Here is a 14830-nt window from a genome sequence, read left to right on the forward strand (position 1 = left end):
GTATAACTCCGAGCTATTTTATTCGGCGCCAGTATAGCATGGCTTAAAATAGCTCGATATCCGTTTGTGAAGTGATATCTTCAGTATGACTAGGCTCAGCCATTTTTTGTAAGTTTACCAATAACTCACTACGCGATTCGATAATATGATTAAGCTGATGTTTAATGTGAGTTAAATCGTCGTTTAAAGAGGAAAATAACTGCTGAGTTTGCTGCAATTGCTGTAAATACAAAGCCACATCGCTGCTATTTAACTGCTCATTATGTTCGACTAATTGGTTCAATTCAGCAAGCTGAACTGTTAGCTGTTTAACGGCATGCTCTCGAGAGTCACTGTTTTGATGCATTTGTTCAGAGAGCTCGTTAAAAGCATTGCCTATTTGGTTTGCCTGCGTCAATGCTCGTTCGTTTATTTCCATATCTTGCACTTTCGCATTAGTCACTTCCAAAATATGCGGAAACAAATCTTTGTAGCGGCCATAAAGCTGTGCATCATCCAAGGGCATGTTTTTAACTAGCATCGATACTTTTGGGTAGTTAATGATGGTGCGATGACTAAAGTCAACAAAGCGATTTGACTCACGGTGTTGTTCTAATAACTCTTGCTCAAGTGGGCATACGCCACCTTTAGCACTACAAAACACGCCAACATCTTGATACCAAAACGCCAAAACAACATCGAGCTCCATGGGGTTAAAAAATTCGAACATATACTCAGATAAGGCTTTAATATCATGTGCATGATAGCTTTGCCCGACGTAACGCATGATGCGCCCCATATCACCTGAATCTGTCATCGCAATTTCGGCAGTGATCTGCGCTCGCTCAACATCACTTTTAAGCTTTTTCGAGTGTTGGCGATACTGATATAACACGCGAATACGTGCCATAAGCTCTTCGGCATTAAATGGTTTTACAATGTAGTCAGCAGCACCTGCGTTATACCCTTTAACACGGTCTGGTAAGTCTGATTTACCTGACAAAAACATCACTGGAATATCTTTGGTTTCAGGGTTTGCTTTTAACTCATTACAAACCTCAAACCCAGTTTTTCCGGGCATCTCTATATCGAGCAATATTATGTCTGGATTATGTTTTATTGCTTGTCTTAACCCTTCATCACCATTTTTAGCATGGAGCAGTGTGCAAAAGCCCGCGAGCGATTCTTCGATCACATGATGCACGTATTTATCATCATCAATGGCTAATACCAGTTTAGACATGCTTAATTCCTATATACTCTTTTTTAGAAGGATAGTACGAGCGTGTGATTTTGCGAAGAAATATTAATAAAAAAAGCGCCTTACGGCGCTTTTATATTTTTATATTCTTTATGCTGCAATGCCACTATGTCTAAGCAATGCATCAACTTGCGGCTCGCGCCCTCGGAACTTTTTAAACAGCTCCATTGGCTCTTCACTGCCGCCTTTTTCTAAAATGTTTTTCAAAAAGGCTTCTCCCGTTTCAGGGTTGAAAATGCCTTCTTCTTCAAATTTAGAAAACGCATCAGCAGACAGAACTTCTGCCCACTTATACGAATAATAACCAGCGCTATAACCACCCGCAAAAATATGGCTAAAGCCATGTTGGAAACGATTAAACGCTGGCGCTTTAACAACCGCGGTTTTGCTACGAACAGCATCTAAAGTTGCTTGAATATTACATGGTTCACCCGCTTTATAATCGTGGTGGATTGTAAAATCAAACAACGAAAACTCTAGCTGACGTAACATTTGCATACCTGATTGGAAGTTCTTCGCCGCAAGGAGTTTATCTAATAACTCTTTTGGTAAAGGCTCATCTGTTTCGTAATGACCCGAAATAAAGTTCAGCGCTTCTTCTTCGTAGCACCAGTTTTCAAGGAACTGACTTGGTAACTCAACTGCATCCCATGCCACACCATTAATACCCGCAACCGGCGCAGCATCAACTTGGGTCAACATATGGTGAATACCATGACCAAACTCGTGGAATAAGGTTGTCACTTCATTATGAGTGAACAGCGCAGGCTTATCGCCAACTGCTTTATTAAAGTTACACACTAAATACGCAACTGGGGTTTGTAATTCGCCGTTTGCACGTACTTTACGACCCATACAGTCGTCCATCCACGCGCCGCCACGCTTGCGATCGCGAGCGTATAAATCTAAATAAAAACGACCACGTAAAGTATTACTACTATCGTAAATTTCGAAAAAACGTACATCTGGGTGGTAGGTATCAAAGTCAGTGACTTCTTTAACACTAATACCAAATAAACGATTTACTGTAGTGAATAAGCCACTTAATACCTTATCGGCAGGAAAATAAGGGCGCAGTACTTCGTCTGAAATCGCGTATTTCTCTTGCTTAAGTTTTTCGCCGTAGTAAGCGTAGTCCCAAGCAGCAAGTTCAGTTACACCGTGCTTATCTTTGGCATAAGCCGTTAGCTCAGCAAGTTCTTGCTCAGCTTGGGGTTTAGACTTATCGGCTAAATCTTCTAAGAATGAGAAAACTTGCTCTGGCGTTTCAGCCATTTTAGTCGCCAGTGACATGTCAGCGTAGCTGTTAAAGCCAAGTAACTCAGCAAGTTCATGACGCAGTGCAAGCTCTTCAGTCATAATATCTGAGTTATCAAACTCACCGGCATTGGGGCCTTGATCAGAAGCACGTGTTACAAACGCAGTATAAAACTCTTCACGTAACTCGCGGTTATCTGCATAAGTCATGATTGGTAAGTAAGATGGAAAATCTAACGTGAATACCCAGCCATCTAGCTCTTTACTTTTTGCAGTATCAGCGCCAAGTGCTAACGCAGACTCAGGTAACCCCTCAAGCTCACTTTCATCAGTAATATGCTTTTGCCAAGCGAGTGTGGCATCCATTACATTGTTACCAAACTTAGAAGCCAGTTCAGATAAACGTGCACTGATTTCGCCATAACGCTTTTGCTGCTCAGGTTTTAAAGCAATACCCGACAATTCAAAATCACGCAGTGCATTGGTAATGGTTTTTTGCTGGGCAGTAGTAAGTGTTTTAAATTCATCACTATTATGAAGTGCATTGTAAGCATCATATAAACCTTGATGCTGACCTACAAAGGTTGAGTACTCAGATAACAATGGCAAACATTGTTCATAAGCTTCACGTAACTCATCGTTGTTAACGACAGAGTTCATATGTGATACCGGTGAAAATAAACGTGATAACTTGTCATCAGCTTCTTCTAGCGGCAGTACCAAATCATTCCATGTGTACGATTTAGTCGCCAGTACCTCGTCTATTTTAGTGCGGCACTCAGCAATGGCTGCTTTTAACGCTGGCACGACATGCGCTGGTTTAATTTTAGAAAACGGCGGAAGCCCTTCTAAACCAATGAGTGGGTTATTTTCTGCAATTGTCATTTTCGTTCTCAAATTTTATGCGAAGATGATTTTGAAGTTGGGGCGAATTGATGAAATACAAGGGGCTTAACCTTGGTCTTTATTATGCTATTATCAACTTATTAATAAATCGATTAATTAATAAAAATTTATCTATTTTTGAGGACAAACTATGGCTCAGCATTTTGATTACATTGCTATTGGTGGTGGTAGTGGCGGTATTGCCTCTGCAAACCGTGCTGCAATGCGTGGCGCAAAAGTCGCTCTTATTGAAGCAAAACACATGGGTGGTACTTGTGTAAACGTGGGTTGTGTTCCAAAGAAAGTAATGTGGCACGGCGCACAAGTTGCTGAAGCAATTAATGCATACGCACCAGACTATGGCTTTGATGTTGAGCTTAAAAGCTTTAGCTGGGCTAAATTAGTAGAAAGCCGCGAAGCATATATTGGCCGAATTCACCAAGGTTACAATAAATACTTAGCAAGTAACGGCGTAACGGTTATTAATGGCTTTGCTAAATTTGTTGATAGTAAAACAGTTGAAGTGAACGGTGAGCTATACACTGCTGATCATATCCTTGTAGCTGTTGGTGGTCGCCCTACTATTCCTAATATCCCAGGTGCTGAGCTTGGTATTGATTCGAACGGTTTCTTTGAGCTAAATGAACAACCTAAACGTGTTGCAGTTGTTGGCGCAGGTTATATTGCTGTTGAAATTGCGGGTGTTCTTCATAGCCTAGGTACAGAAACACATTTATTTGTTCGTAAAAACAAACCACTACGTACTTTTGACCCATACATTGTTGATACCCTTGTCGATATTATGGCAAAAGAAGGCCCAACTCTTCACACTGAGTGCACGCCTAAAGAAGTGGTTAAAGAAAACGACGGTAGCCTAACAATTCACTTTGAAAATGGTCACAGCCAAAACGTCGATGAAGTTATTTGGGCAATTGGCCGTACACCAACAACAGACAAGATCAACCTTGCAGCAGCAGGTGTTGAAGTGAACGAAAGCGGCTATGTAAAAGTAGACGAGTTTCAAAACACCACAGCTAAAAATGTATATGCAGTTGGCGATATCATCGAAAACGGTATCGAACTTACGCCAGTAGCCGTTAAAGCAGGTCGTATTTTATCAGAGCGCTTATTCAATAAAGAATTGCCTGATGATTTAAAAATGGACTACGAGCGAGTACCAACGGTGGTATTCAGCCACCCACCAATCGGTACCATTGGTTTAACAGAGCAAGAAGCGATTTCGCAATATGGTGCTGAAAACGTAAAGGTTTATAAATCAAGCTTTGCAGCGATGTACACAGCTGTTACTCAGCACCGCCAAGCGTGTAATATGATGCTCGTGTGTGCAGGTGATAACGAAAAAGTTGTTGGCTTACACGGCATTGGCTTTACTGTTGATGAAATGATCCAAGGCTTTGCAGTTGCAATGAAGATGGGCGCAACCAAAGCAGACTTCGATGCTGTTGTGGCTATTCACCCAACGGGTTCTGAAGAGTTTGTAACTATGAGATAAGCTTGCGTTGCGAGTTGCGAGTTGCGAGTTGCGAGTTGCGAGTTGCGAGTTGCGAGTTGCGAGTCAATTTTAAAACCTTGTGGTGCTGCCACAAGGTTTTTTATTGGGTAAATTTGGCAATGATTTCAGTACACTATCAAAGCTCAGAAATAGCTTGACTAAAAATATGTTTAAGCAAATCTAGGTTTAAATTAACACCTGCAATATTCGCATCAATCCACTCTTGCTGAGAGATTGGAGGCCACGAAATCTTATAGCCGATGCTATATAACATTTCTTCAAAAAAGAAACGTAGTACTCTGCCGTTACCTTCACGGAATGGATGAAGTAAATTAAGCTCACAAAACAAATCTGCCACTTTTTCAATTAGTTCATCATTATTCTGACAATTCGATATTGCCGGAAGGGTTCGAAATAATTTGTTAGCTTCAGGCTCAATACGCGTCCAAGTACAAAAGCGGGTATTACCCTTTGAGATGTCAACATCCCTAATTTGACCTGCCCACACATATAAATCTTGGAATAAGTGATGATGAAGGTGTTTTAAATGCTCAAGTGAGAACTTAGAGAGAGGTTGTTGGGGGGAGTCATAGGTTCTATAGCGTTCAGCGGTAAACTCAGCTTCGGCTTGATCTAATATATCCGATTCTCGAATACCTAATAGATTAATTAATACATCAGAGGCAGGGTAGCAATATTTATCTTGAGCTACCCCGTATTTATCGCGCATATTTACGCTTCAATTCAGCAATACTTTTGCCTTCACTATTAGTTTTCAGCGTTAGACCTTCATAGCTTAAACTGACCTTAAAGTTATCCATATCTGGCGTAAACTTAGTCTTTTGCTGATTGCTTGTCTTAGCTGTTTTGGTAGCCATAACCCCTCCTGTGATACTAATAATTCTAACTTATTCAGGTAAAAATTGCCATTAACTAACTTACTTGAAAGTACAGCTATAAGGGAGAGTATAGGCTATTAGAAGCAATAAACAGTGCTGGCACAAACCTTGTAACTGTTAATAAAGTAACCAGTTATAGCAACAATTTGCCCTTATTTACTGTGTAATTAAGCAATTATTACGCAGTAAACAAGGCATTTTTACAAGGAGGCACTGTGTCTAAGTCTGCAATTTTATATCGCATGGTAACCGATGAGCATATTTGCCCATTCGGTTTAAAATCAAAAGATTTATTAGAGCGTAATGGTTACGATGTTGATGATCGTCATTTAACCAATCGTGAGCAAACCGACGAATTCAAACAGCAGCATGATGTAAAAACCACACCACAAACCTTTATCAATGATAAACGCATTGGTGGTTACGATGAGTTGCGCGACTTTTTTAATCTGCCCGAGGCTGGCCAACAAGGTACCAGTTATACCCCAGTTTTAGCCATTTTCGCTGTGGCTATGCTACTGAGCTGCGGTTTTACTTATGCCAGCGGTGAGGCTTTATTCTCTGTGCAGAACCTGATGCTGTTCGTGGCATTATCAATGGCGGTATTAGCGATACAAAAGCTGCAAGATTTATTCAGCTTTTCTAACTCATTTATTACCTATGACTTATTGGCGATGCGCATTGTGCCCTATGCCTATGTCTACCCCTTTATCGAGGCGTATGTAGCGATTGGTATGGTGGCTGAATTACCCGCCTTAGCTGTAGCACCCTTTTCACTATTTATTGGTGGCATAGGTGCGGTATCGGTTATTAAAGCTGTGTATATCGATAAACGAGAGCTGAAATGCGCCTGTGTTGGTGGCGACAGTAATGTGCCGCTCGGCTTTATCTCACTGAGTGAGAACTTATTTATGATAGCCGCAGGTATATGGATGCTTATTACTTTTTAGCGTTTTATTAGTATTTAAAGTGGCTTAATTAAGTAATTAAGCCACTTTAAACGAATGGTTAACCACCATTACGTAAATCGCGCTCGAATTCACTTTCGGTTTTTACTGGATGACAGGTCGATTTAACCTCAGCCTTTTTACTGTCGTCGTCATCGGTGCTAAAAATCGTATAGCTGTAATCGGTTTCGAGTTCACCACCTAGACACTCATGCTCAGCGTAGATTTCATTTTCAGCCCCATCAACTACGGCCTGTGATGCACAGCCTGCCAGCATAGCAAGTGCAAGTGCAAGTGCAAGTACAATTGGAATTGCTTTCATATCTTGATCCTATAACGCTATTTTTATTTTTGCTGTAAGCAATAGGTTAGCTCACACAATTAAGTTAACGACAAAAGTACCTTTATTGATACAAAATTTGTGTAAGTTTTTGTGTAAACAGAAAGCGAAGATAAATGAGGCAGGTTAAGAGTTTAACCTGCCATGTGATGGAGTCGTTTAAGCCGTACCACCCACAGTAAGGTTATCAATTTTAAGGCTTGGCTGACCCACACCAACAGGTACGCTTTGGCCATCTTTACCACATACGCCAACGCCTTTATCAAGGGCTAAGTCGTTACCTACCATCGAAATTTGCTGCATCACTTCTGGGCCATTGCCAATCAGTGTCGCGCCTTTGATTGGTTGCGTGATTTTACCGTTTTCAATTAAGTAAGCTTCAGAGGCGCTAAATACAAACTTACCTGACGTGATATCCACTTGGCCACCACCAAAGTTAGGCGCGAAGATACCTTTTTTCACCGAGCTGATGATATCGGCTTGGCTGTGCTCGCCACCTAACATATACGTATTGGTCATACGCGGCATAGGTAAGTGAGCATACGATTCGCGGCGTGCATTACCAGTAGGGTTAACACCCATCAAACGGGCATTTAGCTTATCTTGCATGTATCCTTTTAGAATACCGTTTTCAATAAGCACGTTATACGCAGCTGGTGTCCCTTCGTCATCCACGTTTAATGAACCACGGCGATCAGCAATGGTGCCATCATCCACGACTGTACACAGCTCAGATGCCACCTTTTGACCTACCTTACCGCTAAACGCCGATGCGCCTTTACGGTTAAAGTCACCTTCTAGGCCATGACCTACTGCTTCATGTAGTAACACACCCGGCCAACCTGCGCCTAGCACAACTTCCATGCTGCCAGCAGGTGCATCAATTGCTTCAAGGTTTACTTTTGCTTGGCGAACAGCTTCTTCGGCGTATTCCATCCAACGCGGTTTGCCATCGACTAATTCTTTAAAATAGCCATAATCTAAACGCGCACCGCCCCCTGCACCACCGCGCTCACGGCGACCGTTCTTTTCAAGTAACACTGAACAGTTTAAGCGAATAAGCGGGCGAATGTCGGTTGCAAAGGTGCCATCACTTGCAGCAATTAACACTTCTTCATAAACCGCCGACATTGAGCTGATCACTTGCTCAGCATCCGGCGCTAATTCACGAATATAGTTTTCTAGTTCACGAAGCAGGCTTACTTTGTCATCGTTGCTCATGCTTTGAATTGGTTGATGCGGCGCATACTGCTGTTTAGCAGCTACATCACTGAACACCTGAATCGTTTTGTTTTCGCCAGCATTGGCAATGCTGCGTGCTGCAGTTGCGGCTTTATTTAGCGCTTCAAGGTTAATCGCATCTGAGTATGAAAAACCAGTTTTTTCACCACTAACAGCACGCACACCCACACCACGCTCAACGTTGTATGAGCCTTCTTTCACTAAGCCATCTTCAAGTACCCAAGATTCGTGGTGACTCGATTGAAAATACAGGTCGGCATAATCAACTTGATGTTGATGAATAAAAGCGAGCGTTTTTTCTAATTCTTCTCTCGTTAGTTGGCTGTCATGTAATAAATGCTGTTCAACCGTGTTCATAATAAATGCTCTCTAAATCGTTGCTGAGACTGCACAGGCATGTCTTGGCGAATTGTATTCAAGCGGTTTAAATCAAGCCCATGGCTGATAAACCCGGTACCAGAGGCAAGCTCACTGAGCGTTTCTCCCCATGGTGAAATAATTATGCTGTGGCCATAAGTGTGGCGGCCATTTTCGTGCTCGCCCCACTGCGCTGCAGCAACCACATAGCATTGTGTTTCGATTGCGCGCGCAGCTAATAAAATATGCCAATGAGCAGCACCGGTGACTGTGGTAAAGGCACTAGGCACTAAAATAAGCTCAGCTCCTTGACGCTGCATGGCAGTGAATAAGCCACTAAAACGTAGATCATAACATACTGCTAAGCCAATTTTACCAAATGGCGAATCAACCACCACAATATCCTTGCCGGCTTCTGTCGCATCAGACTCTCGGTAACTGCGCGTAGTATCGGCAACATCCACATCAAATAAGTGAATTTTGTTGTATTGCGCAACCACATCACCTTGGTTGTTAAATAAAAACGAGGCCGCTAGATACTTACCATTTTGCTGCGACACAGGCTGTGTACCAGCCGCTAACCAAATATCATGTTGCTTACATAAATCGGCAAGTTTCGCTTTATAAGTCTCGCTTTGGTGACCTAATTGATAGCTTACTTGGCTTTGCTTACTAAAGATCAAAAAGCTCTCAGGTAAACACACAAGCAATGGGCGAGTTGCAGGTAGCTTTAATAATGTATCCGCCAGAAAAGCGAGGTTTTGCTCAGCATTCATGCTTGAGCACATTTGTACTGCCACAACCTGTGGCTGATTATTAGCCTTCATTGGTATCTAAACTCGCTGAAGATGCGGCATCTTTTAACTTTAATTGGCTAGAAGACTGCGGTTGGCTTTGCGCTGCTTGCGGTAATGTCACTTCACGGCTCTTACGATCTATTTCTTTCACTACAGGGTCGTTCATACTTCCTGTTACTTTAAAGTTGATCTCTGAGATCACTCGCGCTGAATGAATCACTTTATCGATGGCAAGCGCTGCAAGCCCGCTTACCGGGTTGACCATCCATGCCACAATAACGGGAATACTCGATGTCACCTGCGGGGCAACTGCAAGGTCGTAATCAATTTCAAAGGTATTTAGGTCTGTATGCCCTTTAATCGTTAAATCGGCAGGCACACCATCAAGCTTGGTATCTTGAGTGTAAGCTATGCCCTTTTCTAGCTGCATGGTGCCTTGCATACTGTTATAGAAAAAACCTTTAGAGAATACATCTCTAAAATCGAGTTTCAGCTTACGCACTAACGAATCTAAACTCAGTAATGAAAATACTCGCGCGCCACCATCACTTATTTCTGCAAGGTGACCCTCTCCTAAACGCCAATCTAGCTCTCCCGCTAAACTTGGTACATCAAAGCTATAGGGTGCGCCTTGCCATGCTAAATCAAACTTAATATTGGCGTCTGAATCTTTTACTGTGGTGGTTAATTCAAACTCATCAAATAATTCACCAATATCATCACTTTCTAAATTACCACTAAACTGAGTTAAGCCATCGGCAAATTGCCCTTTTGCGCGTAATACATGATCACCTTTATCAATTACAAGCTCAGAGAATATCAACTTATTTTGCTCACCGACTAAACTGCTTTTTACTTTGTCTAATTGATATTGGCCTACTTTACAGTCTTCACAATAAAACTCGATTGCAGGTATATTCGTAAGCCAACTTAAATCCTCTGGCTCATTCTTATCAGATGAAGGCTCGCTTTCATTTGGCGAAAAATTCATCCGTAAGTAGTCGGTAAAAATTTGAATCGGCCTGCGCGTTTCACCGGTTGGAATAAGTGCGTCAGCACGTAATTCTTTGGCATTTAACTTTAACTCTAAGTCTGATTGTTTTGGCGCTAATCTAAATTCAAAGTCATTAAAATCAATATTATTCAGTGCAAGTTTGTTAAATTTGCCAGTTACATTGTTAAAAGCTGGCATCACACTAGGCGCATCAGACTTAACTTTGGTAAGCGCAATAATTTGATCAATTAAGCCAAACCAAGGCACTATTTCGGTTTCTGGTAAATCGATTGATACCGCAAAACCTTCACGATTTAACCCTAAATCTTGTGACCCTAAAATAAGGTGAGCATTATTAAACTTCTTTTTGCCATTATCTAAAATCGCATTAAAAAACAGCTTATTATCGATATTAGCCGTGATTAAATTAGAAATATGATCACCTTGCACAACCGCATTTAGTGGCCAAGTTTGTTCTGCATTTTTGTTATAAGGTGCAGGTAGTTGGCTAGCAACCCCCACTAAATTACCCGTTATGTCTGCACGATAATTAAAGTCATTAGGTAAAAAGTTAAGCGATATACCAACATCAACGTTGCTTTGCCCTGCTAAATAGCCAGACAATAAGCCATGTGCTTGCTCAATCAATGGGTCTGCCTCAAGGGCAAGCTCTATGGCAATTTCAGCTCGGTAGTTATCACCAACATTTTCACTATTAAAGCTTGCGGTAAGTGGCATTCCTAACCAGTTTGCCTGGGCATTGTTTAGCACAATTTTGTCGTTATTAAATTTAACTATGCCTGTCATATGGCTCAGCGTTATTCCCGGCTGGGCTAGGTAAACGGGTAAGTTAGCTAATTCAACCTCGCCTACAGCATCAACATGGCCTGAACGTAAGTTAACCAATAAATCGATAGCTGCTGTTGCTTCTCCCTGCGCTTGTACAACATCAAATACATTTGCAAGCGGCTTTGCCAGCGGTGTAGCAGCAAAGAAAGGCTTAAGCTTACTACCGTGAGCACGCTTATTTATAGCAACTTTTAACATATCAGCATGCATCAGATCAGCAATGCTCACATGAACACTATCATCAAGCGCTAAGTTAACTAATTTGCCGGATTTACTATAAATATCCATGCGTTCATTTTCAAAGTGCAAAATAACGTTGGCTTCTTCAACCTCAGGCCAGCTTGGTGAAAACTTGTACTTGGCATTCTCGACATTTGCTAAGACTTCAAATTGACCTTGTTGCTCTTTAAATGGAAACCCTTTAAATGGCCCAGAAAACAATACCTGCGCTTTATTTACTTCGCCGCCCTTAATTGCCCCATTCAAATAATTAACGAGCTTTTCACTCATTACAGGTAGCGGAAAGTAGTGCCCTGCGACCTTAGCATCAGCTGCATAGACTTCGGCATATAAGTCAAGACGCGGTTCGTCAGTCAGGCTTAGTTTCATCTCTGCAGCAAGCGTGACTTCATCGTTATCAAGCCAAATATTATCGCTGCTAATGCGCCAGCCATCATCAAAGTGATGTAAATCAAGCTCTACATTTAACTGGTTATAGGGAATATCTTGGCTGAAACTGCCATTGGTCAACAGCTGATTGTTTTCACCGTATAATTGAATGCGCCCTGCTGATTGGTTGAGTAACCCTTCAACGCGAATTGCTTGGCCACCGGGAATCCCCTGTAATGATAACCAATTGATCTGCTCACCTTGAAACCACAATTGCCAATGATCTTGGTTATCAAATTCAACATATGCGTCGCTGAGTTGGCCTTTGGGTTGGCGCGCTAAAAAAGGTGCCAGCACTTCAAAGTTACTAAGCTGGGCTAATTTAGCCAACAGCCCAAAATCAAACTGCTTAAGCCATATTTGATTTTTATCACCTAACTGTGCTTCAAACTGAAGAGTTGGCCACTGTTTTAAGTCTCGCTCAAACGTAAGACCCGTGCTTTTTAAACGCCAATTATCTTGCCAAGGAAATAAATGAAAGCCCCCTTCATTTAAACTTATTTGATGTGCTTCTTGGTTTTGTTGCCAATTAATAAAGCTCGGTAGCCATTGCACTTTTACATCGCTGATCAAGCCTTTTTCTAGGCTAAACCAAGTTTGTAAATTAATATCGGAGCTGAGCTGCTGTTTATCGGTATTAATAAATTGAGCAAGCCATTTAGAAACATCGACATTGGCAGCTTGTACATATATATCACCGGCCATAGTCTCAAGAGTTGAGCCATTAAGGGCCATGCGAGCATCAAAACTACCCACCGAGATCCCCGGTAAGGCCAAGCTACCTGATCCCTGATGTTGTTCTGGGGTATTTTGCCAAACAATGTTTTCAAGTATGAGTTTACGCTTTTTACCATCACTCAAGGTAAAGTTTAAACTACTGTCTTGCACCGCAAAGTGGCCTGTTTCACCAAGAAACAAGCCTTCGATCAGCTCTTTTTGCTCAAAGCTGCCTGCTTGTTGAGTGTTCCCCAAATCAAGCATGGTAGGTAAATCAACATCAGCATGAAAACCATTGATCACAAAGTAGCTCGATTTAAGCTGACGGGTTTTTAGTGATTCCCATAAGTTTACTTCAAGACTGGCTTTATCAATGGTTAGTGCGATAGGTGAAGTTTGGTTATCTTCAAACGAAATGTCTTCGATAACTAAAGCAGGCCCTTTCCCCTGCCAACTGGCCGAGATAGACCCAATTGATAAGTTGACATCAAAGCGCTCATACAAGAACACTTCAATGTCATCTTTATAATCATTAGCATAGGGTAATGAATACTTAACGACTGAGACAATAACGGCCAGCAGTACGAGAGTAATAGCAAATACTTGCCATAACTTACGTAAACAATAAAAGCAGACCGTTTTTGCCTTCATTACATCATTACCACATCAAATTGTTCTTGATTATATAAACTCTCTGTTTGAATACTGACTTGCTTACCGATAAATAGTTCCAGTTCAGCTAAATTATGATATTCATCATTTAGCAACGCTTCGCTCACTGATGGTGAGGCATAAACCATAAATTTATCGGCAGCATAAGCGCGATTTACTCTGACAATTTCTCGTAAAATCTCATAGCAGACAGTTTCAACCGTTTTTTGCGACCCTCGTCCCGAACAAGCAGGACACACATCACAAAGAATATGCTCTAAGCTTTCGCGGGTACGTTTGCGGGTCATCTCTACTAAGCCTAGTGCAGATAGACCATTTATGTTGGCTTTAGCACGATCTTTTGCCAGCGCTGATTCAAGCGAATGCAAGACACGACGCTTATGCTCATCACTGACCATATCAATAAAATCGATAATAATAATACCGCCTAGGTTACGTAAACGTAGCTGACGAGCAATCGCAGAGGTTGCTTCGATATTAGTATTAAAAATGGTTTCTTCTAAATTACGATGCCCTACAAACGCACCGGTATTTACATCAACCGTGGTCATCGCTTCAGTTTGATCAATAATTAAATAACCACCTGACTTTAGCTCAACCTTACGGTGCAACGCTTTTTGAATTTCTGTTTCAACATCAAATAAATCGAAGATCGGGCGTTCACCGGGATAATACTCAAGTGCTTCAGACAGAATAGGCACAAACTCTTCAGTAAACTCTTTAAGCTCTTGATAGGTCAGTTTAGAGTCAACACGAATACGCTCCATGTCTTCACCAACGTAATCACGCAAGGTACGAAATGCCAGTGTTAAGTCTTCGTGCAAGATGCTTTCTTTACTGATTTTTTTTCGTTTGTTGACGATTTTTTGCCACAATTTTTTTAAGAATTCAGCATCGTGACGCAGTTCTGCTTCTGAGGCACCTTCTGCTGCAGTTCGCACTATAAAGCTGCCGTCTTCGTCGCCGTATTCAGCGACAATTTTTTTCAGACGTAAACGCTCATCTTCTGATTCAATACGCTGACTCACACCAACATGCGTCGCATCTGGCATAAAAACTAAATAACGAGAAGGGATAGTGATGTCGGTGGTTAAACGCGCGCCTTTAGTGCCAAGGGGATCTTTAACAACCTGCACCATGATGTATTGGCCTTGGCGCACTAGTTCACGAATATCTTGCACTTTTTTAATTGGTTGCTCGTCAACACCTTCAACAATTGAGGCACTATTAACGATGTCTGATGCGTGTAAAAAAGCCGCCTTATCTAAGCCGATATCGACAAATGCAGCTTGCATGCCCGGAAGTACGCGACTAATTTTACCTAGGTAAATATTGCCGACGATGCCAAGGTTGCCAATACGTTCTAGCTGGATCTCTTGCAATACGCCGTTTTCAATTAGCGCAACGCGACTTTCGCTCGGTGTAACGTTGATCAGTAATTCAGTGCTCATG

At 41.8% G+C, this 14830-nt stretch carries 11 protein-coding genes; 2 read left to right on the top strand and 9 right to left on the bottom strand.

Annotated features, from left to right (window positions below; translation table 11 throughout):
- Positions 1–43 precede the first annotated feature (43 nt).
- Positions 44–1222, bottom strand: coding sequence for a response regulator (locus L1264_RS09380; RefSeq protein ID WP_199527311.1), 1179 nt, complete (start codon positions 1220–1222; stop codon positions 44–46).
- Positions 1223–1330: 108 nt separating this feature from the next.
- Positions 1331–3382 (bottom strand): oligopeptidase A, encoded by a 2052-nt coding sequence (gene prlC, locus L1264_RS09385; RefSeq protein ID WP_199527310.1) that lies wholly within the window; start codon positions 3380–3382, stop codon positions 1331–1333.
- 151 nt (positions 3383–3533) lie between these two features.
- Here prlC and gorA point away from each other — a divergent pair, with 151 nt between their 5' ends.
- Positions 3534–4895 carry a glutathione-disulfide reductase gene (gene gorA / locus L1264_RS09390; protein ID WP_235403916.1) on the top strand — a complete coding sequence of 454 codons (1362 nt, stop codon included), beginning with the start codon at positions 3534–3536 and terminating at the stop codon, positions 4893–4895.
- 136 nt (positions 4896–5031) lie between these two features.
- Here the strand turns inward: gorA and L1264_RS09395 are convergent, their stop codons facing one another.
- Positions 5032–5625 (bottom strand): Fic/DOC family protein, encoded by a 594-nt coding sequence (locus L1264_RS09395; RefSeq protein ID WP_135922707.1) that lies wholly within the window; start codon positions 5623–5625, stop codon positions 5032–5034.
- Positions 5615–5773, bottom strand: a complete 159-nt coding sequence (locus L1264_RS09400) for a hypothetical protein (protein WP_168246699.1) — start codon at positions 5771–5773, stop codon at positions 5615–5617. The genes L1264_RS09395 and L1264_RS09400 overlap by 11 nt, the downstream gene beginning before the upstream one ends.
- A 236-nt stretch (positions 5774–6009) precedes the next feature.
- Between L1264_RS09400 and L1264_RS09405 the strand changes: the two genes are divergently transcribed.
- Complete coding sequence (locus L1264_RS09405) at positions 6010–6744, top strand: MauE/DoxX family redox-associated membrane protein (protein ID WP_199527309.1); 735 nt, start codon at positions 6010–6012, stop codon at positions 6742–6744.
- Between the two features lie 58 nt (positions 6745–6802).
- Here the strand turns inward: L1264_RS09405 and L1264_RS09410 are convergent, their stop codons facing one another.
- The 5 genes from L1264_RS09410 to rng form a co-directional block, all read right to left on the bottom strand.
- Complete coding sequence (locus L1264_RS09410) at positions 6803–7063, bottom strand: hypothetical protein (RefSeq protein ID WP_235403918.1); 261 nt, start codon at positions 7061–7063, stop codon at positions 6803–6805.
- Between the two features lie 177 nt (positions 7064–7240).
- Positions 7241–8680 carry a metalloprotease TldD gene (gene tldD, locus L1264_RS09415; protein ID WP_135922709.1) on the bottom strand — a complete coding sequence of 480 codons (1440 nt, stop codon included), beginning with the start codon at positions 8678–8680 and terminating at the stop codon, positions 7241–7243.
- On the bottom strand, positions 8677–9507 hold the full coding sequence (locus L1264_RS09420) for a carbon-nitrogen hydrolase family protein (protein ID WP_235403919.1): 831 nt from the start codon (positions 9505–9507) through the stop codon (positions 8677–8679). The genes tldD and L1264_RS09420 overlap by 4 nt, the downstream gene beginning before the upstream one ends.
- Positions 9497–13357, bottom strand: a complete 3861-nt coding sequence (locus L1264_RS09425) for a YhdP family protein (protein WP_199527307.1) — start codon at positions 13355–13357, stop codon at positions 9497–9499. Before L1264_RS09425 ends, L1264_RS09420 begins: the two co-directional genes overlap by 11 nt.
- The gene (gene rng / locus L1264_RS09430; protein WP_135922712.1) at positions 13357–14829 is read right to left on the bottom strand and encodes a ribonuclease G; all 1473 of its coding nucleotides are present in this window, start codon (positions 14827–14829) and stop codon (positions 13357–13359) included. The genes L1264_RS09425 and rng overlap by 1 nt, the downstream gene beginning before the upstream one ends.
- Position 14830: the final 1 nt, after the last annotated feature.

This window comes from Pseudoalteromonas sp. APAL1, assembly GCF_021532475.1.
In the GTDB taxonomy this organism is placed as follows: domain Bacteria; phylum Pseudomonadota; class Gammaproteobacteria; order Enterobacterales; family Alteromonadaceae; genus Pseudoalteromonas; species Pseudoalteromonas lipolytica_C.